The sequence below is a fragment of the Frigoribacterium sp. MEB024 genome, from assembly GCF_000878135.1.
Taxonomy (GTDB): Bacteria; Actinomycetota; Actinomycetes; order Actinomycetales; family Microbacteriaceae; genus Frigoribacterium.
In genome coordinates this window covers 16,157-40,322 of sequence record NZ_JXQZ01000064.1, presented here as the reverse complement: position 1 = coordinate 40,322, position 24,166 = coordinate 16,157, and the positions used below count along the sequence as shown (strand labels likewise).

Sequence of the window (24,166 nt, the reverse complement as noted above, 5' to 3'; positions counted from 1 at the left end):
GTCCGCCGCACCGGCGGACCCGGCCGACGCGCAGCCCGCCGGCACGGCCGCCCCGGCCAGGCCGGTGAGCGTGACGAGCACGCCGAAGTCGAGGGTCTGGTCGCCGGTGCCGTCGGCGGCGGAACCGTCCAGGGCGACCGAGACGGTGACCGGCACCTCCTGCCCCGCGGCGAGCCGGACGGGCGCGAGCACGGGGGTGCAGCCGTCACCGGCCAGGGTGACGGGCGGCAGGTCGCCGACGTCGAGGTCGGAGTGCGAGCTGACCGTGACCGCCTCGGCGAAGGCGGGCGACGAGGTCGTGACGTCGACGAGGCGGGCGCTGAGCGCGGCCGGCTCGCTCGAGAGGTTCTTCACCCAGAAGGTGCCCGTCGTGCTCGCCCCGGGGACGAGCCGCAGGTCGTCGCCGAACAGCGCCGAGTCGAGGCGGCCCTGCCAGTGCTCGCCGTCACCGCTGACCATCAGGCGGGGCGCGGCGGCGGCCGTGGCGGAAGCCGCGGCCGACAGGACGCCGCCGGTGGCGACGAGCACCGCGACGACGACCGCGATCGCCCGGCCGCCGGTCACCCGCACTGGATGTTCCTCGTCCCGTACTGGTCGTAGACCACCTTGAGCGTGCCGACGGCCATGAGGTCGGTCGGCTGGCCGTCGACCATCACGCGGATATCGACGCTGATCAGGCCGTCGCCGAAGGGGTCCTTCGGCACGTTGTCGCGGGTGAAGGCGAAATGCGGGTAGTCGCCGGTCTGCTCGTTGTTCGAGACCCGGGTGCTGCCGACGTAGGTCGCGTAGCGGGTCGCGGTCGCGCGGGTCGACGGGTCGAAGTCGAGCCAGGCGTAGGCCTCGCCGTCGGTGCGGCAGACCGCGGTCTGCGCGGGGACGATCGTGTTGTTCTGCACGATGCGGCGGTCCTGCGGGGTGGCGGTCCACGACCCTGCGGCCAGCGACACGGTGAGGACGGGGTTGACGCGTCCGGTGGGCGACGAGGTCGCGATCGAGGTGCGGAGACACCAGGTCGCGCTGGCCTTGGCGGCGAGGCTGCCCGACAGGTTCGGCGCGGCCGACCAGGTGCCGCTGACGCTCCCCGAGCCGACGGCCGCCGTCGAGGTGCAGGCGGACGCCGCGGACACGGGCCAGCCGACGACGGCGATCGACGCGGCGAGGTCGGCGGAGCTGCCCGAACTCAGGCTGCCGCGCGTCGAGTACGTGGCCGCGACCGTGCCCGAGTTCGTGAAGGTCCAGGGCGCCGTGAGCGACCGGGTCGATCCGGAGTAGTCGGCCTGCAGACCGTCGACCGTGCCGGCCGTGAGCCCGACGGCGCCGGCCTTGACCTGCTCGGTGAGGGTGGCGGACGCCGTCCAGAGCGCCGAGGCCGCCCCTCCGGAGGCCAGGGCGACGCCGACGATCACGCCGACGACGACGGCGGCCAGGACCGATCGCACGCCAGACCGGGGCCGTGGGCCCATCGCGTGCCGCCGTCCGCTCACGACGCGGCGCCCGGTCACGGGGCCACCTGCGTCCCGGTCAGGACGAGCCCGATCGACGAGGTCTGGTTCTGCAGGGTCGCCGGGACGTCCGAGTCGAGGGTGACGACGATGCACCCGGTCGCGGTGGCGCCGGCGGGCAGGGTGAAGTAGCCGCTGCCGGTGTCGAAGGCCGAGGGCCGCGCCGAGTACCCACCGACGCCCGCGACGCAGTCCGCGGACTTCGCGACGGCCGCGAGCTTCACGGTGAGCTCGCCCGGCAGGGCGGATGCCGACGCCGTGGTGGTCCCGGCCGACACCCGCATGGCCAGGGCGACCGAGCCCGTGTTCGTCGCGCTGAACGTGCCCGCGGTGGCGCCGCCGGGGCCGAGGGCGGAGGTGTCGAGGGCCTTGACGCCGCCGACCGAGAGTCCCGCCGTGCCCGACGCGACCGTGACGGCCGTGGGGGCGACCGCGGAGTTCCACAGCGCGTACGTCCCGCCGGTCGCCACGAGCGCGACGGTGACCGCCCCGGCCACGATCGCCGTCCCCGCCCACAGCGAGCGCAGCGGACGACGGGACGAGGAGGCGCGCTCGGGCGAGCGGTGACGCGCGCGTCCGCCGGGCTGTCCGGTCAACGTCTCACCCCCTGGTGGTCGGTCGTGCGATGCGGTGGCCCGTGAGCCCCTGGTCGGGCGGGTCGGACGGGAGGGGGCGACCGGACCGCGTCGGGTGCGGTCCGGTCGCCGGTCGGAGAGGCGGGGTGCAGCGGCCGTCGGGCCACCGGCACCGGCTACGCGATGGCGCGCTGCTTCAGGGTGAAGGTCAGCTTGCTCAGGTCGAGGGTGCCGCCCTGGCTCGCGGCGTCGGACACCGTCGAGGGCAACTCGACGACGAAGGTCGCGACGGCCGACGTGCTGCCGGCGGAGACGGGGGCGACGACGTAGCTACCGGCCGTGCTGCCCGCGGTGACGCCGGACGGCAGGGTCGTGGAGCCGGCGGCCGTCGAGAGGGTCAGCGTGTTCGTCACGTACGGCTTGAGGCTGCCGGTGACCGAGGCCGCGTCGTAGGTGAGGTCGGCCCGCAGGTCGTTGCCCGAGGCGGCGATGGTGATCGGCTGCGTGAACTGCAGCTTGCTGCCGGGGACGATCTTGTAGGCGGCGACCTGGGCGGTCGTCAGGGCCGTGCTCCGGCCGTTCGTGACGTCGGTCCAGCTGCCCGCCGACGACTGGGTGAGCGAGAGGGTGCCCGAGGCGACGCTGGCGGCGTTGACCTCGGTGCTGGCGTTCCAGAGGGCGAAGGTCCCGGCGCCGCCGAGGAGGAGGGCGATGCCGGCGGCACCGGCGACGGCACCCTTGACGAGCTTGTTCATGTGGGTCCTGTTCCGCGCGCCGAGGCGCGCTCGAGCACCGCCGTGCACCGTCGGTCGGGTCGACGTCGGGGTGGCACACGGCGCTGCAGGGGCTGTCGGCTCCGGGTCGGGCGGCCGATCGGTGTCGTCGGGCGCCGGGCTCTCGAGGAGTTCGGGTTCTTCGGGCGGGCAGGCCGCGACGACAGATCCGACATTACGCGGTCCCCCAAAGTGCCGACAGGCCATCCATGCCGATGCATGCACCCAGTTGGGGGGACAAAACGGACCGTGACGTCTGTCGGCGACAGGGCGGACACGCGTTTGTACCCCGAAATGCGCGAACCGCACCCCGATCCGCACCCGGCACCCCGTCCGGGGCCCGGGTCGCGTCAGGGTCGGGACCGGGCGGGCCAGACCGGGTACGGTCGACAGCGTGGCGACAGCATACGAACCCAGAGTCGGGCGGATCCCCATCACGGGCCTCACCCCGACGACACCCGACCGAGTGTTCCCGACGAAGGCCTTCTCCGGCGAGGTGGTCACCTTCGGGGCGACCGTCTTCCGCGAGGGCCACGACCTGATCGGGGCCGACCTCGTCACGATCGACCCCGAGGGCGCCGAGACCCGGCACCGCATGGTCGCCGGCATCCCCGGCACCGATCGGTGGACGGCCCAGGTGCAGCTCGAGACCGAAGGCGACTGGGCCTGGCAGGTCGAGGCCTACACCGACGACTGGGCCACATGGCTGCACGCGGCCGAGATCAAGGTGCCGGCCGGACTCGACGTCGAGGTCACCTTCGCCCTCGGCAGTCGACTGCTGACCGACGCCGTCGACGAGTACCCCGACACGACCCTCATCCGCGACGCGGCCAAGGCACTCGCGAATCCCGCCCTCTCCCCTGCCGCGCGCCTCCGCGTCGCCACCGACCCGCGCCTCGCCGCGGTCCTCCTGGTGAAGCCGCTCGCGAGCCTCGTCACGCGCAGCGCGCCCGAGGCACTCCGCGTCGAGCGGAGCCGTGCCGGCCTCGGCAGCTGGTACGAGTTCTTCCCCCGCAGCGAGGGCGCTCGCAAGCAGGCCGACGGCACGTGGAAGAGCGGGACGTTCCGCACCGCGGCCCGCCGGCTCCCGTCGATCGCCCGCATGGGCTTCGACGTCGTGTACATCCCGCCCGTCCACCCGATCGGCACGACGTTCCGCAAGGGCCCGAACAACTCGCTGACCGCCGGTCCGGCCGACCCGGGCTCGCCGTACGCCATCGGCTCGGCCGACGGCGGGCACGACGCGGTGCACCCCGACCTCGGCACCGTCGCGGACTTCCGCTGGTTCGTCGACGCCGCGAAGAACGCCGGCCTCGAGCTCGCCCTCGACCTGGCGCTGCAGTGCTCGCCCGACCACCCCTGGGTCTCCGAGCACCCCGAGTGGTTCACGACCCTGCCCGACGGCACGATCGCCTACGCCGAGAACCCGCCCAAGAAGTACCAGGACATCTACCCCCTCAACTTCGACAACGACTACGAGGGCGTGAGCCGCGAGGTGCTGCGCATCGTGCGGCACTGGATCGAGCTCGGCGTCACGATCTTCCGCGTCGACAACCCGCACACGAAGCCGGTGCGCTTCTGGGAGTGGCTGCTGCACGAGATCCGGCAGACGAACCCCGAGGTGGTCTTCCTCTCGGAGGCGTTCACCAAGCCGGCCATGATGCAGGCACTGGCGCAGGTGGGGTTCCACCAGTCGTACACGTACTTCACCTGGCGCAACGAGAAGTGGGAACTCGAGGAGTACCTCGACGAGCTGTCCAAGGAGACGAGCGCCTGGCTGCGCCCGAACCTCTTCGTCAACACGCACGACATCCTCACGCCCTACCTGCAGTTCGGCGGACCCGCGGCCTACAAGATCCGGGCCGCGATCGCCGCGACCGCTTCTCCGACCTGGGGCGTGTACTCGGGTTACGAGCTCTTCGAGGACGTGGCGCGACCGGGCAGCGAAGAGAACATCGACAACGAGAAGTACGAGTACAAGCCCCGCGACTGGGCCGCCGCCGAAGAGGCCGGGGCCTCGCTCGCGCCGTACCTGACGCAGCTCAACCGCATCCGCGCCTCCCACCCGGCCCTGCGTCAGCTGCGCAACCTCGAGATCCACTCGAGCGACGACGAGTCGATCCTCGTCTTCTCGAAGTACCTGTCGCGTGCGCACACCCGCAGTGGACGCGCCGACGGCATCATCGTGGTCGCGAACGTCGACCCGCACTCCGCGCGCGAGACGACCGTCCACCTCGACGTCACGAAGTTCGGGTTGCAGCCCGGTGGCACCTACACCGTGCGCGACCTCATCACCGGTCAGTCGTGGACCTGGGGCGACGACAACTACGTCCGACTGGACGCCTTCGTCGAACCGGTGCACGTGCTCTCCGTCGACCTCAACCGAGCCCCGTAGGAGCACCCCGATGACCACCACTCCCCCGACCGGCCCCGACGCCGGCCTCGACCAGGGCACCGACACCCGGGTCGACCCCGCCGAGACGAGCGACACCGACGGCCTGTTCTCCCTGGGCGACGACGAGGTCTTCTCCGCCGCCGCCGGCACCCACGGCCACCCGCACGCCGTCCTCGGCGCCCACCCCCGCGGCGGCCGCACCGCCGTCCGCGTCGTCCGACCGCTGGCCGATACGGTCACCGTGACCGGCGCCTCCGGGTCGTCGTTCGCGCTCGAGCACGTGGCCCACGGCCTCTGGCAGGGCGTCACGAGCGAGCCCGTCGGCGCGTACACGATCGAGGCGACCTACGAAGGAGGCGCGGCGTGGGTCTCCGACGACCCCTACCGTTTCGCCCCCACCGTCACCGAGTTCGACCTGTACCTCTTCGGCGAGGGCCGCCACGAGCAACTCTGGAAGATGCTCGGCAGCCACGTGCGCGAGCACGAGGGCGTGACCGGCACCTCGTTCGCCGTCTGGGCGCCGCACGCCCGTGCCGTCCGCGTGAAGGGCGACCTCAACGGCTGGGACGGCGAGCGGCACGCCATGCGCCGCCTCGACGGCAACGGCGTCTGGGAGCTCTTCGTGCCCGGAGTGACGGACGGCATCTACAAGTACGAGGTGCTCACCCCCGACGACGTCTGGGTCGAGCGCGCCGACCCCATGGCGCGCACCTCCGAGGTGCCGCCGCTCACCGGCTCGGTGATCACCAGGGCCGCCCACGCCTGGTCCGACGACGCCTGGATGGCCTCCCGCGCCGAGAACGACGTCCACGCCGGCCCGATGAGTGTCTACGAACTGCACGTCGGCTCGTGGCGACCCGGGCTGAACTACCGCGAACTGGCCGACCAGCTGATCGAGTACGTCGGCGAGCTCGGCTTCACCCACGTCGAGTTCATGCCGCTCGCCGAGCACCCCTTCGGTGGCTCGTGGGGCTACCAGGTGACCGGCTACTACGCCGTGACCAGCCGTTTCGGCAGCCCCGACGACCTGCGGTACCTGATCGACCGGCTGCACCAGGCCGGCATCGGCGTGATCATGGACTGGGTGCCGGGGCACTTCCCGAAGGACGAGTGGGCCCTCGCGAAGTTCGACGGCCGCGCCGTCTACGAGCACTCCGACCCGCGCCGCGGCGAACAACCCGACTGGGGCACGCTGGTCTTCAACTTCGGCGACTCGCAGGTGCGCAACTTCCTTGTCTCGAACGCGCTCTACTGGCTCGAGGAGTTCCACATCGACGGGCTGCGCGTCGACGCCGTGGCCTCGATGCTCTACCTGGACTACAGCCGCAACGAGGGCGAATGGCTGCCGAACGAGTTCGGCGGACGCGAGAACCTCGAGGCCATCAGCTTCTTGCAAGAGGCGAACGCCACGGCCTACAAGCGCCACCCGGGCATCGTCATGATCGCCGAAGAGAGCACCAGCTGGCCCGGCGTCACCCGCCCGACCAGCGAGGGCGGCCTCGGATTCGGCCTCAAGTGGAACATGGGCTGGATGCACGACACCCTCGGCTACGTCGCGGAGGACCCGCTCTACCGCTCGCACCACCACGGCGAGATCACCTTCTCGTTCGTGTACGCGTTCAGCGAGAACTTCATGCTGCCGATCAGCCACGACGAGGTCGTGCACGGCAAGGGGTCCCTGCTCAACAAGATGCCTGGCGACGAGTGGCAGAAGCTCGCCAACGTGCGGGCCTACCTCGCGTACATGTGGGGCCACCCCGGCAAGCAGCTGCTCTTCATGGGCAGCGAGTTCGGGCAGCCCGGCGAGTGGAGCGAAGAACGAGGGCTCGACTGGTGGATCCTCGACCAGCCCGCCCACCAGGGGCTCCACGGCCTGGTGGCCCGCCTCAACGAGGTCTACCGCGACGAGCCCGCTCTCTGGGCGCACGACTTCGACACCGACGGCTTCGAGTGGATCGACGGCGGTGCCGCGCAGCACAGCGTCCTGGCCTTCATGCGCAAGTCCGGCTCGGGCGAGTCGATCGCCGTCCTGGCGAACTTCTCCGGTGAGCCGGTGCGCATGCGCTTCGGTCTGCCCGAGGCCGGTCGCTGGGACGAGATCCTCAACACCGACGCCGAGGTCTACGGCGGTTCGGGTGTCGGCAACTTCGGCGGCGTCACCGCGACCGACGACCCCTGGGCCGGACGCCCCGCCGCGGCCGACGTGCAGTTGCCGCCGCTCGGCGTCGTCTGGCTCAAGCTGCGCCGCTGAGCCACGGCCCCTCCACGACGGAACCCCCGCCACCCTTCCGGGTCGCGGGGGTTCCGTCGTCCACGCAGGAGGCGCGGCTCAGTACAGCAGCATCGCCAGACGACGGCGGGCGGTCGCCACCCGGGGGTCGTCTACCCCGACGATCTCGAAGTACTCGAGCAGGCGAGCCCGGGCCGCGTCACGACCCTCGGGGTCGAGCGACGGGAAGACGGTCAGCACGCGGTCGAAGGCGTCGTCGATGTGGCCGCCGCTGAGGTCGAGGTCGGCCACGTCGAGCTGGGCGTCGAGATCGGTGGGGGCGGCGGCGGCCGCCGCACGGACGTCGGCCAGCGACGCGCCCTGCAGCCGCTCGAGCAGCGAGACCTGGGCGAGACCGGCCACGGCCAGCTGGTCACGAGGGTCTTGGGCGATGGCGGTCTTGTAGGCCGTGATCGCCGCGGCGTAGTCGCCCCGATCGATCGCGTCGTAGGCGTCCTGGTGGTGCGGGGGCAAGGGCTCGGGCGCGGGCTCGACCTCGTCGGCCTCACCCACCGGGGCGCCGTCGACGACCGCGGTGCCCGTCACGCCGTTCTGCGCGGCGAGCTCGAGCACCTGCTCGAAGACGTCGCGCACCTGGGCCTCGGGCAGGGCTCCGACGAAGAGCTGCACGGGTCGGCCGCCGATCACCGCGGCGACCGCGGGGATCGACTGGGCCTGAAAGGCCTGCGTCAGCTGGGGGTTCGCGTCGACGTCGACCTTGACGAGCAGCAGGCGGCCCGCGTACTCGCCGACCAGCTTGTCGAGGACCGGCGAGAGCTGCTTGCACGGGCCGCACCACTCCGCCCAGAGGTCGACGATCACCGGGACGGTGTTGCTGATCTCGAGGACCTGCGTGAAGGTGGCGTCGGTCGCGTCGAGCACGAGGCCCGGCACCGCGACCTGACCGGCGGCCGAGGCCGGGGCGCCACCCGCGCCTCCTGCGGTCGCGCCGTCGACGGGCGAGCCGTCCGACGGGCCGGCCGAGGCCGGGGCCGGCGGGCGGTTGACGAGCGACGAGAGGTCGACGGCGCCGCGGAGACCTGCGGGAACGGGGGGAAGGTTGGTCATGGCAGCTCCTTGGCAGAGGTGAGGGCCTGGCTGAAACCGAGCAGGACGATCGGGTCGTCGCTGCCGACGGGCGGGACGGAGAACAAGAGTTCGACACCGTAGGTCGCCTCGATGCCCTTCGACGACTCGTCGAGGCCCAGCAGGGTCTTGACGGTGCCCTCGGGGTTGACCTTGGCGCCGGTGGCCGTCGGCTTGACGGTCTCGATCTCGTTCAACGCGACCGAGACGATGGCGCCGGCGTCGTTGGTGGCGAACGCGACCGGGGTCTCGTCGTCGGCCTGCGACGTGTAGTCGATCGACGCAGTGGTCGGCAGGGCCGCCCGCTTGGCGTCCTTGTAGGCCTTGCCGATCTTCTCACGAAGGCTGTCGCCGTCGGTCTGGAACTGGGCGGCGTACTGGCTCTCGTCGCCGTTGCGCAGGATGTCGCCGTAGGCCTCGGCCAGCTGGTCGGGCTGCAGCTTGAGCAGCTTGACGTCGGGCGAGAGCCGGGCGGCGCCGATCGACGCGGGGGCGACCGTCAGCGGGGTCTGCGTCTGCAGGCTGACGGCGTACTCGACCTTGTACGGGTCTCGGGCGGTCTCTTGTTCGAGCGTGAGGGCGACGGGTGCGACGCTCGTGTCGGCGTCCTGCACGACGACGAACGCCGACCGTGGCCACGAATCGGCCTGCTGGGGCAACGTGAGCGTGACGGTGCCGGTCGGGATGGCCAGGGGGGCGGCGGCCGCGGCGTCCTTGGAACGGATCGTGTAGTTGGCCTGGCGCTGTTCGAGCGCCGGACCCGTGAAGCGGGTGGCCGCGAGATCGGCGTTCAGCGAGGCGTCCGCCTCGGTCGCGGTGGCCGAGATGCGTTCGACGATCCTCTTCGCCTGGGCGACGCTGATCACGGGGGGCTGCAGCGCCGTGCCCTGGTCACCGGACTCCGTGCCGTCGGTCGAGGTGGGCGTCGGCGTCGGGGTGGCCGAGTCGGAACCGGCCGCCGGCGCCTGCTGGGGCCAGTAGTCGGCGGTGCAGGCCGACAGGGCGAGCGACGAGACGAGCACGATCGGTGCCACGGCGACGAGACGACGGATGCCGCGGGCACGACCACGTCCGGGGGCGAGCGTCTCGGTGCCGGCGGCGTCGAGCGCCTTGACCGCCTTGCGGCCGGCCCGACGCGACAGACGGGGTCGCTTGCCGTCGCCCGAGCGCCGGCGCGGGCCGCGCGTGCGTCGGTGGTGCAGGATCGCCCAGACGTACAGGCCGATGCCGATCAACAGGACCACGAGGCCGCCGACGATCAGCGGGCCGGCCAGCGGCGTCGCGGTCGAGAGCGGCCAGGTGATGCGGACGTCGGCCGGGGCCGGCTGCGTGCCGTCCGAGACGATGACGAGCGAGACGTCGTCGGGCGCGTCGAGCGAGAAGGTGAGGTCGCTGCCGGTGAACTGGTCGAACCAGAGGTCGGAGTCGGTCGGGTCGGGGACCTCGGTGGTGTCGCCGGCGACCGTGCGGCTGGCGAGCTCGCCGGTGGTCTGGTCGTACTCGACCTCGTTGTAGCTCGCGTCACCCACCCAGCCGAGCACGTCGGACGTGCGGCCGTAGGCGGCGAAGGCGGTGTCGCCACCCGAGACCGACACCGTCTGACGCCCGTCGTGGCCGTGCAGTGCCGAGGCCGGGACGACCGTCACGGTCGCGTCGGAGTCGCTGGTGTCGACCTGGGACGACACGCTCGGCGGGGGCGCGAAGACGGTGCGTTGGGCGAAGCCCAACGCCACCATCACCGCCGCCAGGACGACGACGACGACTGCGACGATGAAACGCACGTTTCTCTCCCTCCGAGCCACCATCCCGGTCGGGGCGCCAGGAACCGTCGTGGTCGACGACGGGCCTCGCACGAGCCTGGCCAGGAGGCCGGGCGCGGCAGCAGAATTTAAGACGGCTCAGCGTATCCGACGAGGCTGAGAGGCGCCTAACCCGTCGGTCGGCGTCCGTCGAGGGCATCCCACTAGCATCGTGTCGCGGGCCGCGCTCCCCTGGCCCGAACCCTGCACCGAAGGAGACACCGTGGCCGCTGACGAAGCCGATTTCGGCATCGAACTCCGGGGCTATCGCAAGGACGAGGTCGACCGCGTGCTCGGCGACCTGCGGCGCGAGCTCATCAAGGCCAACGCCGACCGGGCCGACCGGGCGAGCGAGGTCGCGTTCCTCCAGCAACGGGTGGACGAGATCCGTGCCGAGCTCGAAGAGGCCGGCACCCCGACGTACTCGGGCCTCGGCAGCAAGCTCGAGCAGACCCTGCGTCTGGCCGAACAGCAGTCCACCCTCTTGATCAGCCAGGCCGACATCGACGCCGAGGCCCTGCGCTCGTCCTCCACGGCCGAGGCGAAGCGCCTGGTCGACGACGCCACCGAACGGGCCGCGGCCGTGCTCGACGACGCCCGGGGCCGTGCCGCGGCGCAGGTCGCCGAGTCGACCGCCGACGCCGACCGCCTGGTCGCGCGTGCTAAGGCCGAGGCGCGCGATCTGCTGCAAGAGGCTCAGCGCGACGCCATCTCGATCCGCGGTTCGGCGGCCACCGAGGCCGCCCAGAACGTCTCGACGGCGCGACGCGAGGCCGCAGCGCTTCGGGCCGAGGTCGAGCACGAGGTCGCCGAGCAGCGGGCCGCCGTCGCCCGCGACCTCGCCGAGGCCCGCGACGAAGCCGAGACGCTCGCCGCCGACACACGCGAGGCCCGAGCCGTCTTCGAGAGCGATTCCGAGCGCCAGCGCGCCGACCTCGACCGCGAGGGCGTCACGGTCCGCGCCGAACTGGCCCGGCTCGACGAGACCACCCGTTCCGACCTCGACGCCGAGGTCGGCGCCCGCCGCGCCGAACTCGAGCGCGAGATCACAGCCGCCCGCGCCGATCTGGCCGACGACGTCGCGGCCCAGCGCGCCGAACTCGAGCGCGACGTCGCCGCGGCCCGAGCCGAGCTCGCCCACGAGGTCGCCGAGACCAGGGCGCTCCTCGCCCGCGACGTCGATGCCACCCGTGCCGACCTCACCGACGAGGTCGAGTCCACCCGGGTCGAACTCGAACGCGAGATCGCCACCGGTCGCGACCGCCTCGCGGCCGAGATCGGACAGGCCCGAGCCGAACTCGAGAAAGAGGTGGCCGACGCCCGCACCGAGCTCGACCGAGAGACCCGGCGTCGCCGTGACGAGCTCGACCTCGCCGAGACCACGTCACGGGAGCGCATCGAGCGCGTCACGGTCGAGACCGACGAGCGCCTCACCCGCGAGAGCGAGGCGCAGGCCGACCGACTCGCCCGCGAGGACGCCGACCGTCGGGCCGGCCTCGCGTCCGAGATCGAGCAGGCCCGCGCCGAGCTCGCCGCCGAGACCGCCGAGGCCCGCGCCGCCCTGGCGGACGAGACCGAGGCGCAGCGCGCCCGACTGGCCGCGGACGACATCCGGGTCCGTGCCGGGCTCGAGGCCGACCGCGAGCGGGCCACGGCCGACCTGCGTCGCGACGTCGACCAGGGACGAGCCGACCTCGAGGTCGAGCTGCTCGCCCGTCGCGACGAGGCCGAGGTCGAGCTCACGCAGCGACACCAGCAAGCCGTCGCCGAGACCCAAGAACTGCTCGACTCGGCGGCCGAGCAGCTCGCCGGGGCCACCCGTCGTGCCTCCGAGGTGCGACGCGAGGCCGACGAGCTCGAGCGCAGCGCGAACGAGTACGCACGCACGACGCGGACGGATGCCGACGAGACGGCTCACGAGGTACTCACCAACGCCGACGAACGCTCGCAGTCGATCCTGGCCGATGCTCAGCAGCGGGCCGACGACCTCATCGGCGACGCCGAAGAGCGCCTGGCCGAGATCACGCGCGAACGCGACGCCGTCGCCGACTACTTCGAGAACCTGCGTGGCATGATCGGACAAGTCGGCGGCGGTACGCCAGAGTAGGGCGACAGGCCGTGTCGGGCAGTCGGTGCCGCCGTGGCCTCGACCGGCCCGCGCCGTCGACAGGAGCCCGCCCGTGAAGATCCACAATCCGTTCCGCATCGGCCTGCTCGCGGGCCTGGGTGTGCTCGTCGCCCTCGTGATCGGCGGCGCCGTCGGCCAACTCTCGACGATCCTGACCTACGTGGGCGCGGCCCTGTTCATCTCGCTGGGCCTCGACCCGATCGTCTCGTGGCTCGAGAAGCGCCGGGTGCCCCGGGGCATCGCCATCGTGATCGTCCTCGTGGCGGTGGTCGGAGCCTTCGTGGGCGTCGTGTTCGCGATCGTGCCCGTCATCGTGCAGCAGACCACGAGCTTGATCCAGGCGCTGACCTCGTACCTGCAGAGCGTCACCACCCAGCAGTTCGTCGACAACCTGCAAGAACTCGTCCCGCAGAACGTCTTCGACGTGCAGAACGCCCTCGACTCCATCGTCGACTTCCTGACCAACCCCGACAACGTCGTCACGATCGGTGGCGGAGTCCTCGCCGTCGGCGTCGCGATCGGCAACGGCCTGTTCGGCACGGTCGTCGTGGTCATCCTGACGATCTACTTCACGTCGTCGATCAACAGCGTCAAGCGCGCCCTGTACCAGCTCGTCCCGGCCTCGAAACGGGCCACGTTCATCGACATCTCCGAACAGATCAGCCAGTCGGTGGGTCGGTACGTCATCGGTCAGTTCACGCTGGCGGCACTCAACGGCATCCTCAGCTTCGTGTTCCTCACCATCATCGGCGCCCAACAACCGGCAGTCTTCGCGTTCATCGCGTTCCTCGGCTCGATCATCCCCCTCGTCGGCACCATCAGCGGTTCGGCGATCATCGTCCTGGCGCAGATCGCGCTGTTGCCCCAGTCACCGGCCACCTGGGTCACCGCAGCCGTCTACTACCTCGTCTACATGCAGGTCGAGGCCTACCTGCTGAGTCCTCGCATCATGCGTCGGGCGGTCCGCGTCCCGGGCGTGATCGTCGTCATCGCGGCCCTCGTCGGTGGCACGCTGCTGGGCGTGCTCGGCGCCCTCATCGCCATCCCGGTCGCCGCGTCGATCCTGCTGATCATCCGCGAGGTCTACGTCCCGCGCCAGAACCAGCTCTGAGGCGATCGGCACCGCCGGCCGCGCCCACGGTGGGCGACGCGGGCCGCCACCCGGCGGCCATGCCGTCAGGAGGCGCGGGGTGGCCAGGTGGACGGCAGCGGCAGGGCACCGGGGGCGACCCGACCGACGATCTCGGCCAGCACGCGGCTGGTCTGCTTCTCACCGACCCAGAGGTGCTTGCCACCCTCGACGGCGACGACCTCGGCCTCGGGCAGGAGAGCGAACCGTCGTCGCGCTTCGTCGGGCCGCAGGTAGTCGTCGAACTCGGGGACGACGGCGACCACGGGCCGTCCGGAACCGTGCCAGGCCTCGAGCTCGGCGTCGGACGTGCGGTGCAGGGGCGGGGACAACAGGACGGCCCCCGCCACCTCGACGTCGAGGCCGTGCTTCAGGGCGACCTCGGTGCCGAACGACCAACCCACCAACCACGGGACGGGCAGGCCCCGCTCGCGCACGAAGGCCACGGCAGCGGCGAGGTCGGCCGCTTCGGCCACTCCCTCGCCGAACTCGCCCTCGGACCGGCCGCGAGGGGACGACACCCCCCGGAAGTTGAAGCGGAGCACGGCGAGGTCGGCCAGAGCCGGCAGGCGGGCCGCGGCCTTGCGGATGACGTGGGAGTCCATGAACCCGCCGGCGGTGGGCAGGGGGTGCAGCGCGACGATCGTGCCGACGGGCTCGCGGTCCGCCGGGAGGCTCAATTCGCCCACCAGCGTGAGACCGTCGCCGGTGTGCAGTTTGACGTCTTCGCGGCGCGCGGGCAGCAGGACTCCCCCGCGGATCTCGAGGGCGTGGGTGTCGGGGGTCGTCACGAGATCCTCCAGCAGTGGGTGTGCCAATGACGGCGCGCCGCCAGGTCGTCCTCGGCGCCGAAGAGCCCGTCAGCGCGCCAGGCCACGACGTGCGGTGTCGAGGGAGCGATGCCCAGCGAGCAGCCGGGGCAGACGTACTCTTTGACGGCCGACGACGCCGAGACCGACTGCACGTTGAACGAACGCCCGTGCTTGGTCTCGACCGTCAGGCCGCCGAAGGACGCCCGGCTGATGTCGTACGCCTCGTCGGCCTCACGCCGGTCGCGCGAGCGACGGGAGCGGTTGCTGCGGGGCATGACGACCAGCGTAGCAACGGCCCTCGGGGTCGAGGGCCGCGCGGGAGGTCAGTACCAGTTGTTGGCGACCGAATGACCCCAGGCACCACAAGGTGTGCTGTACCGGCCACCGATGTAGTTGAGGCCCCATGTGATCTGCGTCGCGGGGTTGGTCTGCCAGTCGGCACCGACGGAACCCATCTTGCTGCCGGGCAGCGCTTGGGGGATGCCGTAGGCACCGCTCGAACGGTTGGACGCGTAGACGTTCCAGCCGGACTCTTTCTGCCACAGGGACACGAGGCAGTCGTACTGGTCGGAACCCCAGCCACGAGCTGCGACGAGTTCTGCAGCGACGGCCTTGGCACTGCCCGGATCGGGAGTTCCCGCCACGGGAGCGGCCGAGGACTTCTTGGCGGTGCCGGAGGTCGCACCCGAGGAGGCCTCGGGCTTCTCGGTCTCGGCCACCACGACGGGCGGCGGCGGCGGCGGCACGTACTCGGTGACTCCGTAGGCGTCCCGATCGGCCACCGTCACGGCAGCACCGGCGACGGTGAGGGTCTGGCCGGGGGCGGTCAGCACCGACGCGGCACCAGGAACGGTCGTCGCGGCCTCGGCACCGGCCAGCGGGTTGACGAGGGATGCCGACACGAACGCGAACGACGCACAGAAACCGACGAGAGGCAGGACGACTCGACGAGGGACACCCGGTCGACGAGCAGCGGGGGCCGTGTCGCGGGCGGGCCCGGTGGTCGCGAGGGACCCGGCCGCCGACCGTCGGACGACGCTCTGCGAAGCCGGCACGCGGACGCGCCGACGGGTCGAGGGTCGTTCGACCGCGGCCGGGTGCTCTCGTCGAGAGGGACCGGGGGTCGGATTCGCTGCGTGCCTGCCCATGAGTCCATCCAGGGTAACCGATGGGACGCCGGAGGGCCAGGGTCGACGCCTCAGCGTGTCGGGATGCACCCGCCGCCGGGCGGAGCGGCAGCAGTGGTCGTGGTCGTGGCCGTCAGCGCACGGCGAGCATGACGTCGACCACCGTGTCGAGCAGGAGGTCGACCTGGCTCTCCCGGTAGCCACCACGCTTGGCCCGGAAGACCGATCCCCGGACGTCGTCGATGCTGAGCGGACGGCCGTCGGTGAAGTACCCGTGCAGGCGCCGCGTGAGGCGGTCGACGTCGCGCGGGTGGTACCCCGTCGTGAGGATGCCGACCCGGTCGAACCGATGTCCCTGCGGTCGCTCGAGTCGGGCCACGATGTCCTCGGCGCCGGACCGTGCGGTCGAGAACCACGTGGACTCGGCCCCCGACGAGACCGCTCGTTCACGCTCGCGACTGGCGAAGGCGTCCTCGAGACGTTCGAGCGCGGCGTCGACGTGTGCCGTCGAGTAACCGTTCTTGATCAACCCGAAGGCCGTGCGTCGGATGCGGGCGGAGTCGATGCCGAGGCTGGCATCGCCGGCATAGGCCTTGCGGGCCTCGTCCAGGAACGCGTCGACCTCGTCGACGTCGTAACCCCGCTTGCCCTTGGGAACGATCGGGAATGTGCTGCTCACGGCCACCATCATGCCGCATGGCCCGATGGCAAGCGGCTGGACGCGCGGCCCGTCACCCTCGTCGGGACGCCCCTAAGCGAAGAGCAGGTAGAGACCGTAGGCCGCAGCGGCCGACGGCAACGTGCTGTCCAGCCGGTCGAGGAAACCGCCGTGACCGGGCAGCCAGGTGCTGATGTCCTTGATGCCGAGGTCACGCTTGATGAGCGACTCGGACAGGTCGCCGATGGTGGCCGTCACGATGATGACGCCGCCGAAGACGAGGCCGAACCACCACGGCTCGTCGAGCAGGAAGATCGACAGCAGCACGGCCGCGACGAGGCTGGCGGCCACCGAGCCGGCGAAACCTTCCCAGGTCTTCTTCGGGCTGATGCGGGGAGCCATCGGGTGCTTGCCGAAGTTGAGCCCGGTCGCGTAGGCGCCGGTGTCGACGGCGATCACCACGATGAGTGCCGACAGTGTCCACCACTGGCCGTCGGGCCGGGCGGCCATCAGCACCATGAAGCTGCCGAGGAACGAGCAGTAGATCTGGACGAACGCTCCGGCCCCCAGGTCGCGACCGAGCGAGGAGGCGCCACCACGGTGCGAAGGACGGGCCAACTCGACGAGACGCCACAGCGACACGACGACGATGCCACCGACGAGTGCGGCCCAGTGGCCCCCGGCTCCCCCGTAGAAGGCCGCGGGGACGACGGCCACGCCCGCGAGGACGCTCGGCAGGCGGGGCACGTCCCGCCCGGCGAAGCGGAGGGCGCTGGCGAGTTCGAAGCACAGCGAGCCGATCAGGGCCGCCGCCACGATCATGAAGAACGCCTTGACGAAGATCAGGCTCAGCAGGACCGCAGCCCCGAGCAGCACACCCACGGCGATGGCGGCCGGCAGGTTGCGTCCGGTGCGCGCCGTCAACTTCTCGTTGCGCGAGTCGAGGCGCGCCTTGCCGGCTCGCAATTGGTTCTCGATGTCGTGCCGGGCCGCCTGCGCACGGGCGTCGAAGTCGGCCCGGCGACTGCCGAGGGTGCTCTTCTGAGCCGGTGACGAGTCGTCGGGGCCGGCGCCGTCGGGTCGCTGTCTCATCAGACCTCGAGCAGCTCCGCTTCTTTCTTCTTCAGCGCGTCGTCGATGGAGTCGATGTAGCCCTTGGTGATCGACTCGAGCTCTTTCTCGGCGCGAGCGACCTCGTCGTCGCCGACCTCGGTCTTCTGGGCGTCGAGCGCCTCTTTCGACTTGCGACGGACGTTGCGCACCTGCACCTTGGCGTCCTCGCCCTTGCTGCGGACGAGCTTGACGAACTCTTTGCGACGCTCCTGCGTCAGTTCGGGGATCGTGACGCGGACGATGGTGCCGTCGTTCGTCGGGTTGGCCCCGAGGTTCGGGAAGGTCGCGATGGCCTTCTCGATCTCTTTGAGGGCCGTCTTGTCGTACGGCGTGACGATCATCGTGCGCGCCTCGGGCACCTGGAGCGAGGCGAGCTGGGCCAGCGGGGTGGGGCTGCCGTAGTAGTCGATCGGGATCTTCTGGAACAGAGCCGGGTTGATGCGGCCGGTTCGCACCGTGCCGAAGTCGTTCTTGGCCGCGTCGAGCGCCTTGTCCATCTTCTCGCGCGTCTCGGTGAGTACGTCGTTGATCGCCACTGGTGCTCCTTGTTCGGTTCGCGGTCGAGTTTAGTCGTCTAGTTGCTGACGATGGTTCCGATGCGTTCGCCACGGATGGCGCGGGCGATGTTGCCCTCGCCTTCCATGCCGAACACGTGCATGGGCATGCCGTTGTCCATGCAGAGGCTGAAGGCGGTCGAGTCCACGACCTTGAGCCCCTGCATCAGTGCCTCTTGGTACGTGAGCCGGTCGAGCTTGACCGCCGACGGGTCGTGGCGGGGGTCCGCCGAGTAGACGCCGTCGACGCCGTTCTTGGCGACGAGGACCTCGGAGGCCCCGATCTCGAGAGCCCGCTGGGCCGAGACGGTGTCGGTCGAGAAGTACGGCAGACCGGCGCCGGCACCGAAGATGACGACGCGTCCCTTCTCGAGGTGCCGCTCGGCACGACGAGGGATGTAGGGCTCGGCGACCTGGGTCATCGCGATGGCGGACTGCACACGCGTGGCGGCACCGGCCTGCTCGAGGAAGTCCTGGAGGGCGAGGGCGTTCATGACCGTGCCCAGCATGCCCATGTAATCGGCTCGGCCTCGGTCCATGCCGCGCTGACTGAGCTCGGCGCCACGGAAGAAGTTGCCGCCGCCGACCACGATCGCGATCTCGACGTCGGTCGCCGCGTCGGCGATCTCACGGGCGATGGCACCGACCACGTCGGGGTTCACGCCGAGCTGGCCGCCGCCGAAGGCCTCGCCCGAGAGCTTCAGCAGAACGCGTCGTCGTCCGGTGGTTTCCGATGTCATGCGAGTCTCCGTCTCGTCGTGGCCGTAGCCAGGTTAGCGAGTTCGGGCTGGTCGCCGTCCGTCGCCGATGATGCGCCCGGCGTCGTCACCTCGGCCGGGCACGGGAACGGGGCCCGAGACACGTTCGTCTCGGGCCCCGTCACGGTGCTGCTTAGGCGCCGACCTTGATGCGGGCGAAGCCCGTGATCGACAGTCCGGCCTCGTCGACGACCTTGGCGACCGACAACTTGTTGTCCTTCGCGTAGGCCTGGTCGAGCAGGGCGATCTCCTTGAAGAAGCCGGTGAGGCGACCCTCGATGATCTTGGGCAGGGCCGCTTCGGGCTTGCCCTCGTTCTTCGCGGTCTCCTCGACGATGGCACGCTCCTTGTCGACCTGCTCGGCCGGCACCTCGTCGCGCGACAGGTACGTCGGCGCGGCGAAGGCGATGTGCTGAGCGATCGAGCGAGCGGTCTCGGCGTCGTCACCGGTGTAACCGACGACCACGCCGACCTGCGGGGGCAGGTCCTTCGAGGTCTTGTGCAGGTAGATGGCGAACTGCTCGCCCTCGATGCGGTTGACGGTGCGCAGTTCGACCTTCTCGCCCATGAGGGCGGCCTCGTCGTTGACGAAGGCCTCGACGGTCTGGCCGCCGATCGCGGCCGCGTTGCCCTCGGCGGCGCTGGAGGCACCGGCCGCGTGCACGGCCTCGAGGACCTGGTCGGCCAGGGCGACGAACTTCTCGTTCTTCGCGACGAAGTCGGTCTCGCTGGCGAGCTCGATCAACGTGGCGTAGCCCGAACCGGGCTTGGCGGCGACGAGACCGGCGGTGGTCTGACGGCCCTCGCGCTTGGCGACGCCCTTCAGCCCCTTGACGCGGAGGATCTCGACGGCCTTCTCGATGTCGCCGTCGGCTTCTTCGAGGGCGTTCTTGCTGTCGACCATGCCCGCGCCGAGGCGGTCACGGAGGATCTTGACGTCAGCGATGGTGTAGTTGGCCATGTGTCTGACTTCCTTTCGTGGAGTCGGAGAGGTGGAGGAGGACTACTTCGAGTCGGCGTCGGCCGGCTCGGCGGCCGTGGCCTCGGTCGCCTCGGCGACGGGCTCGACGACCGGCTCGCCCAGGGGCTTCGCGGCGACCTGTGCGTCGGCGTCGTTCTCCTCGACGGGGGCCTCGGCGACGGGCGCCTCGGCAGCAGGTGCCTCGGCAGCAGCGTCAGCGGCCTTGGCCTCGCCCTGCGCGAGCAGCTCGGCCTCCCATTCGGCCATGGGCTCGACGGGCTGGTCGGCGTCCTCGGGCTTCTGGTGACGCTGCACGAGGCCCTCGGCAGCGGCGTCAGCGACGATGCGCGTCAGCAGGCCGACGGAACGGATCGCGTCGTCGTTGCCCGGGATCGGGAAGTTGATCTCGTCGGGGTCGCAGTTCGTGTCGAGGATGCCGATGACCGGGATGCCCAGCTTCTTGGCCTCGTCGATCGCGAGGTGCTCTTTCTTGGTGTCCACGACCCAGAGGGCGGACGGCGTCTTGGTCAGGTTGCGGATTCCACCGAGCGTCTTGTGCAGCTTGTCGAGCTCGCGCTTCTTGATCAGCAGTTCTTTCTTGGTGAAGCCCTGCGTCGTGTCGTCGAAGTCGATGTCCTCGAGCTCTTTCATGCGGGCGAGGCGCTTCGAGACCGTCTGGAAGTTGGTCAGGAGGCCACCGAGCCAGCGCTGGTTGACGAAGGGCTGGCCGACGCGGTTGGCCTGCTCGGCGATGGAGCCCTGGGCCTGCTTCTTGGTGCCGACGAAGAGGATCGTGCCACCGTGGGCGACGGTCTCTTTGACGAAGTCGTACGCGCTGTCGATGTAGCCGAGCGACTGCTGCAGGTCGATGATGTGGATGCCCGAGCGCTCGGCGAGGATGAAGCGCTTCACCTTCGGGTTCCAGCGACGGGTCTGGTGTCCGAAGTGGACGCCGCTGTCGAGCAGCTGGCGGATGGTGACGACGGCCATGGTCGTTCTCCTTGTTTCTGGGCGCACCCGCGGGTGCGCCTGCTTGTCGGTTGTCGGGCGACCGGTCGGTCGCCACTGCCTGGTGCCCGGGCACACGTCCGCCGAGCACACCGTGAGGCGCGTTCGGACCGAGTGGACGTGGAGGCCGGGAGCGGCGCGAGGCGACCAGGTCGCCTCGACGTCGGTGCGTCCGAGGACGCACAGGGCACGCGAAGTCAGCCTGCTGAGCAGGCTGCATCGCTCATGTTAGCACCACCTCGGGCGAGGAGAGGCGGTGGTCGACACCCGAGTGCGCTGCGCTCGGACGACGCGTCGGTGACCGAGAGCAGTCTCGGAAAGCGAACGTCCCGCCCAGGATCTGGACGGGACGTTCGCTTGCCGAGAGTGCTTCTGCCGGGCTCAGGCCTTCGTGGACCGACCCGTGTCGGCCTGGACGGCCGAGATGCCCATCTCTTCGAGCGAGCGGCCCTTGGTCTCGGGGATCTTCGCCAGGACGAAGAAGAACGAGACGAGCGCGAAGAACGCGAAGATGCCGTACGACAGCGTGAGACTGAGGGCGGCGAGGGTCGGGAACGACACCGTCACGATGAAGTTGGCGATCCAGTTCGCCATGCTGCCCACGCCGAGCGCCGTGGCACGGATGCTGTTCGGGAACATCTCGCCGAGCAGCACCCACATGAGCGGGCCCCACGTGGCACCGAACGACACGACGAAGAGGTTCGCGGCCACGAGCGCCACCGGGCCCCAGGCGCCGGGCAGCGAGGGGTCGCCGCTCGCCGAGGTGGTGGCCTGGCTGAACGCCAGGGCGGTGACGGCGAGGCTGACGAACATGCCGATCGAGCCGGTCAGCAGCATCGGCCGGCGACCGACCTTGTCGACGAGCCCGATCGCGATGAAGGTCACCGCGACGTTGACGACGGCGGTGATGGTCGAGATGAGGAACGAGTCCTCTTCCTGGAAGCCGACGGCCTGCCAGAGGGTGGTCGAGTAGTAGAAGATCACGTTGATGCCGACGAACTGCTGCAGCACGGCGAGGATGATGCCGACCCAGACGATGGGCTGAAGGCCGAAGCGGCTGCCGCGGATGGACGATTTCTTCTCGAGTTCGGCCTCGGTGCGGATCGAGTCGGTGATCTCTTTCAGGCTCGTCTCGACCGTCTCGGCGGGGACGATCGACTGCAGGACCTTCTTGGCCTCGGCCTCACGCCCGTCACCGGCGAGGTACCGCGGCGACTCGGGCAGACGCCAGGCGAGGATTCCGTAGACGACCGACGGCACGATGCCCACCAGGAACATCCAGCGCCAGGCCGCGAGGCCGAAGAGCGACGGCTCGGAGGCACCGCCCGCCGTGACCGCGAAGAGCTGGTCCGAGAGCAGGGCGGCGAAGATGCCGAGGGTGATGGCGAGCTGCTGGAACGACGCCAGACGACCACGGATGGCCTTGGGCGACACCTCGCTGATGTAGGCGGGGGCGATGACCGAGGCGATGCCGATGCCGAGGCCGCCGATGACGCGCCAGAGGACGAGGTCCCAGACGGCGAAGGCCGCGGCGGCACCGATCGAGCTGATCAGGAACAGACCGGCACCGATCAGCATGACCTTGATGCGGCCCATCTTGTCGGCGAGACGGCCGGCGACGTAGGCACCGATGGCACAACCGATCAGGGCCGAGGCGACCGCGAAGCCCGAGGCGAACTCGGTGAGGCCGAACTCGTCGGTGATGGACTGGACGGCGCCGTTGATGACGGACGAGTCGAAGCCGAACAGGAACCCGCCGATGGCCGCCGCCACGGCGAGCGCGGTCACCCGCCTGTTCAAGCTCTTCGTCGTTGCAGTGGTGTTCGACACCTGTACTCCTTCACGGCTCGAGGAGCAGGGCTCGTGGCCACGACTCCCCCACAAACGGTGTGCACGGGGTGTTCGTGCACGGGTGAACCTTACGCCTCGCCGAGAAAGGTTGCGCAACCGGCAAGGTACCGGTATGCGTTCTGGTCCTCCGCGGTCGCTCCGCCGCCTCGTCGGGGCCTCGACGACGGTCCTGGCGGTCCTCGTCGCCGGGTCGTCCACGTCCTCGCCGGCGTTCGCATCACCTCCGGCGGAGAACGCAGGAGGCGCGGTGTGGGCCTGGCCCGTCGCCTCGCCCCACCCGGTGGTCCGGCCCTTCGTCGGGCCGCCGAACCCGTGGTCGCCGGGGCACCGCGGCATCGACGTCGGGACGACCGAGGGCTCGGTCGTGACCGCGCCGGACGACGGGGTGGTGCACTTCGCCGGGGTCGTGGTGGACCGCCCTGTGCTGTCGATCGCCCACTCGGGTGGAGTGCTGAGCAGCTTCGAGCCGGTGGCGGCCGATGTCTCGAAGGGCGACGTCGTCACGCGGGGGCAGACCGTCGGTGTGCTCGTGCCGGGGCACTGTTCGGACCGGCCGTGCTTGCACGTGGGGGCGCGCATCGACGGCGAGTACGTCTCGCCCCTGCTGTTCCTGGGCGGGATCGAACCGTCGGTGCTGCTGCCGACACGGCCCCGCTGAGCACCGGTGCCACTCGGGACGCGTCGCTCGGGCGCGTGCGTCAGGCGCCTCGGGCCGTGCCGGTGTCCTCTGCGCCGTCAGGCGCGCGGGTGTGCCGAACGGTAGCTGTCCCGCAACCGGTCGGTCGAGACGTGCGTGTAGATCTGCGTGGTGCCGAGGCTCGCGTGGCCGAGCAACTCCTGGACGGCCCGGAGGTCGGCGCCCCCGTCGAGCAGGTGCGTGGCCGCCGTGTGCCTCAGGGCGTGCGGCCCCGCCGGCCCCCCGCCCGGGAGGTCGGCGAGCAGCCCGGCGACCAAGCGGTAGACGGCCCTCGTACCGAGCCGCCCTCCGGTGGACCCCACGAAGAACGCAGGGTCCGTGGCCGGGGTGACGAGCGTCGGGCGCGCGCGTTGGAGGTAGCGTCCCAGGGCCTCGGCCGCCGGGACGCCGAACGGCACGACGCGTTGTTTCGCCCCTTTGCCGGTCACCCGCACGGTCAGTCTCTCGAGGTCGACGTCGCCGAGGTCGGCACCGACGAGCTCGGACACGCGCAGGCCCGCCCCGTAGAGGAGCTCGACGACGGCGAGGTCCCGACGCGCACCGGGGTCGCCCGTGTCGGCACGGACGGCGAGGGAGGCCAGCAGGCCGTCGACCTGCTCGCGGGTGAGGACGCGGGGCAGACGGCTCTCGGGCTTCGGCGCGCGCAGCCGCGCGCCGATGTCGACCGGCGTCCGGTCGGTCTCGTCGAGCCATCGGGTGAAGGCCCGGACGCTCGCCGACCGCCTGGCGAGGGTGGCCCGGGCGAGCCCGGCCTGCGTGCCCTGCCAGAGCCAGTCGCGCAGCAGGTCGAGGTCGAGGTCGCCGACCTCGCCCGGGCGGCCGAGCCGCTTCTCGGCGAAGACGACGAGCGAGTCGAGGTCGGCACCGTACGACCGCACCGTGTGGTCGCTGAGCCCCCGACCGTCGTGCAGGTGGTCCGCGAACCGTTCGACCTCGCCCAGGAGGCGCGTCACGGCAAGGTCCGCCCCTCG

General features: G+C 70.8%; 22 protein-coding genes. 5 read left to right on the top strand and 17 right to left on the bottom strand.

What is annotated here, in order from left to right:
• The 4 genes from SZ60_RS12345 to SZ60_RS12330 all read right to left on the bottom strand — a co-directional run.
• Positions 1–570, bottom strand: a 570-nt coding sequence (locus SZ60_RS12345) for a hypothetical protein (protein WP_043596351.1), incomplete at its 3' end; no start/stop codon positions are given.
• Entirely contained in the window at positions 561–1,439 is an 879-nt protein-coding gene (locus tag SZ60_RS12340; protein ID WP_043596350.1) for a hypothetical protein, read from the bottom strand. The genes SZ60_RS12340 and SZ60_RS12345, both read right to left, overlap by 10 nt.
• A 59-nt stretch (positions 1,440–1,498) precedes the next feature.
• The gene (locus SZ60_RS12335) at positions 1,499–2,098 is read right to left on the bottom strand and encodes a TasA family protein (RefSeq protein WP_043596348.1); all 600 of its coding nucleotides are present in this window, start codon (positions 2,096–2,098) and stop codon (positions 1,499–1,501) included.
• Between the two features lie 155 nt (positions 2,099–2,253).
• Positions 2,254–2,832: an alternate-type signal peptide domain-containing protein gene (locus SZ60_RS12330; RefSeq protein WP_043596346.1), complete on the bottom strand. Its 579-nt coding sequence runs from the start codon at positions 2,830–2,832 to the stop codon at positions 2,254–2,256.
• Between the two features lie 412 nt (positions 2,833–3,244).
• On the opposite strand from SZ60_RS12330, the gene SZ60_RS12325 reads away from it, so the two are divergent.
• Positions 3,245–5,245, top strand: a complete 2,001-nt coding sequence (locus tag SZ60_RS12325) for an alpha-1,4-glucan--maltose-1-phosphate maltosyltransferase (RefSeq protein ID WP_082060119.1) — start codon at positions 3,245–3,247, stop codon at positions 5,243–5,245.
• A 10-nt stretch (positions 5,246–5,255) separates the two neighbouring features.
• Complete coding sequence (gene glgB / locus SZ60_RS12320) at positions 5,256–7,496, top strand: 1,4-alpha-glucan branching protein GlgB (RefSeq protein WP_082060118.1); 2,241 nt, start codon at positions 5,256–5,258, stop codon at positions 7,494–7,496.
• Positions 7,497–7,574: 78 nt separating this feature from the next.
• On the opposite strand, the gene SZ60_RS12315 is transcribed toward glgB, so the two are convergent.
• On the bottom strand, positions 7,575–8,582 hold the full coding sequence (locus SZ60_RS12315; protein ID WP_043596344.1) for a tetratricopeptide repeat protein: 1,008 nt from the start codon (positions 8,580–8,582) through the stop codon (positions 7,575–7,577).
• Positions 8,579–10,381: a hypothetical protein gene (locus SZ60_RS12310; RefSeq protein ID WP_043596343.1), complete on the bottom strand. Its 1,803-nt coding sequence runs from the start codon at positions 10,379–10,381 to the stop codon at positions 8,579–8,581. Before SZ60_RS12310 ends, SZ60_RS12315 begins: the two co-directional genes overlap by 4 nt.
• Before the next feature lie 241 nt (positions 10,382–10,622).
• On the opposite strand from SZ60_RS12310, the gene SZ60_RS12305 reads away from it, so the two are divergent.
• Together SZ60_RS12305 and SZ60_RS12300 are read left to right on the top strand one after the other, a co-directional pair.
• On the top strand, positions 10,623–12,506 hold the full coding sequence (locus SZ60_RS12305; protein WP_156155598.1) for a hypothetical protein: 1,884 nt from the start codon (positions 10,623–10,625) through the stop codon (positions 12,504–12,506).
• A gap of 73 nt (positions 12,507–12,579) precedes the next feature.
• A complete protein-coding gene (locus SZ60_RS12300; protein WP_043596340.1) occupies positions 12,580–13,638 on the top strand; it encodes an AI-2E family transporter in 1,059 nt (352 codons plus the stop codon).
• Between the two features lie 65 nt (positions 13,639–13,703).
• Here SZ60_RS12300 and SZ60_RS12295 read toward each other — a convergent pair whose 3' ends face one another.
• The 10 genes from SZ60_RS12295 to SZ60_RS12250 all read right to left on the bottom strand — a co-directional run bounded on the left by SZ60_RS12295 (position 13,704) and on the right by SZ60_RS12250 (position 22,477).
• The gene (locus SZ60_RS12295; RefSeq protein ID WP_231567155.1) at positions 13,704–14,447 is read right to left on the bottom strand and encodes an alpha/beta hydrolase; all 744 of its coding nucleotides are present in this window, start codon (positions 14,445–14,447) and stop codon (positions 13,704–13,706) included.
• Entirely contained in the window at positions 14,444–14,743 is a 300-nt protein-coding gene (locus SZ60_RS12290) for a hypothetical protein (RefSeq protein WP_043596338.1), read from the bottom strand. The genes SZ60_RS12295 and SZ60_RS12290 overlap by 4 nt, the downstream gene beginning before the upstream one ends.
• Positions 14,744–14,791: 48 nt before the next feature.
• Positions 14,792–15,370, bottom strand: a complete 579-nt coding sequence (locus SZ60_RS12285) for a transglycosylase SLT domain-containing protein (RefSeq protein WP_137846995.1) — start codon at positions 15,368–15,370, stop codon at positions 14,792–14,794.
• 358 nt (positions 15,371–15,728) lie between these two features.
• Positions 15,729–16,283 (bottom strand): DivIVA domain-containing protein, encoded by a 555-nt coding sequence (locus SZ60_RS12280; RefSeq protein WP_052505373.1) that lies wholly within the window; start codon positions 16,281–16,283, stop codon positions 15,729–15,731.
• 63 nt (positions 16,284–16,346) lie between these two features.
• Positions 16,347–17,345, bottom strand: a complete 999-nt coding sequence (locus SZ60_RS12275) for a phosphatidate cytidylyltransferase (RefSeq protein ID WP_082060117.1) — start codon at positions 17,343–17,345, stop codon at positions 16,347–16,349.
• Positions 17,345–17,863: a ribosome recycling factor gene (gene frr, locus SZ60_RS12270; protein ID WP_043596359.1), complete on the bottom strand. Its 519-nt coding sequence runs from the start codon at positions 17,861–17,863 to the stop codon at positions 17,345–17,347. The genes SZ60_RS12275 and frr overlap by 1 nt, the downstream gene beginning before the upstream one ends.
• Before the next feature lie 77 nt (positions 17,864–17,940).
• Complete coding sequence (pyrH, locus tag SZ60_RS12265; RefSeq protein ID WP_043596333.1) at positions 17,941–18,660, bottom strand: UMP kinase; 720 nt, start codon at positions 18,658–18,660, stop codon at positions 17,941–17,943.
• A 151-nt stretch (positions 18,661–18,811) separates the two neighbouring features.
• A complete protein-coding gene (tsf, locus tag SZ60_RS12260; protein WP_043596332.1) occupies positions 18,812–19,639 on the bottom strand; it encodes a translation elongation factor Ts in 828 nt (275 codons plus the stop codon).
• A 42-nt stretch (positions 19,640–19,681) separates the two neighbouring features.
• Positions 19,682–20,629, bottom strand: a complete 948-nt coding sequence (rpsB, locus tag SZ60_RS12255) for a 30S ribosomal protein S2 (protein WP_043596330.1) — start codon at positions 20,627–20,629, stop codon at positions 19,682–19,684.
• 399 nt (positions 20,630–21,028) lie between these two features.
• The gene (locus SZ60_RS12250; RefSeq protein WP_043596328.1) at positions 21,029–22,477 is read right to left on the bottom strand and encodes a sugar porter family MFS transporter; all 1,449 of its coding nucleotides are present in this window, start codon (positions 22,475–22,477) and stop codon (positions 21,029–21,031) included.
• A gap of 268 nt (positions 22,478–22,745) precedes the next feature.
• Here SZ60_RS12250 and SZ60_RS12245 point away from each other — a divergent pair, with 268 nt between their 5' ends.
• Positions 22,746–23,156, top strand: coding sequence for a murein hydrolase activator EnvC (locus SZ60_RS12245; RefSeq protein ID WP_231567152.1), 411 nt, complete (start codon positions 22,746–22,748; stop codon positions 23,154–23,156).
• Positions 23,157–23,233: 77 nt separating this feature from the next.
• Here the strand turns inward: SZ60_RS12245 and SZ60_RS12240 are convergent, their stop codons facing one another.
• The gene (locus SZ60_RS12240; RefSeq protein WP_197073557.1) at positions 23,234–24,148 is read right to left on the bottom strand and encodes a tyrosine recombinase XerC; all 915 of its coding nucleotides are present in this window, start codon (positions 24,146–24,148) and stop codon (positions 23,234–23,236) included.
• Positions 24,149–24,166: the final 18 nt, after the last annotated feature.

Coding starts and splice junctions, on each gene's coding strand:
- SZ60_RS12280 (WP_052505373.1), bottom strand. CDS start 16,283: ATGGTGGCCGTGAGCAGCACATTCCCGATCGTTCCCAAGGGCAAGCGG.
- SZ60_RS12275 (WP_082060117.1), bottom strand. CDS start 17,345: ATGAGACAGCGACCCGACGGCGCCGGCCCCGACGACTCGTCACCGGCT.
- pyrH (WP_043596333.1), bottom strand. CDS start 18,660: ATGACATCGGAAACCACCGGACGACGACGCGTTCTGCTGAAGCTCTCG.
- SZ60_RS12290 (WP_043596338.1), bottom strand. CDS start 14,743: ATGCCCCGCAGCAACCGCTCCCGTCGCTCGCGCGACCGGCGTGAGGCC.
- frr (WP_043596359.1), bottom strand. CDS start 17,863: ATGGACAAGGCGCTCGACGCGGCCAAGAACGACTTCGGCACGGTGCGA.
- tsf (WP_043596332.1), bottom strand. CDS start 19,639: ATGGCCAACTACACCATCGCTGACGTCAAGATCCTCCGTGACCGCCTC.
- SZ60_RS12315 (WP_043596344.1), bottom strand. CDS start 8,582: ATGACCAACCTTCCCCCCGTTCCCGCAGGTCTCCGCGGCGCCGTCGAC.
- rpsB (WP_043596330.1), bottom strand. CDS start 20,629: ATGGCCGTCGTCACCATCCGCCAGCTGCTCGACAGCGGCGTCCACTTC.
- SZ60_RS12330 (WP_043596346.1), bottom strand. CDS start 2,832: ATGAACAAGCTCGTCAAGGGTGCCGTCGCCGGTGCCGCCGGCATCGCC.
- glgB (WP_082060118.1), top strand. CDS start 5,256: ATGACCACCACTCCCCCGACCGGCCCCGACGCCGGCCTCGACCAGGGC.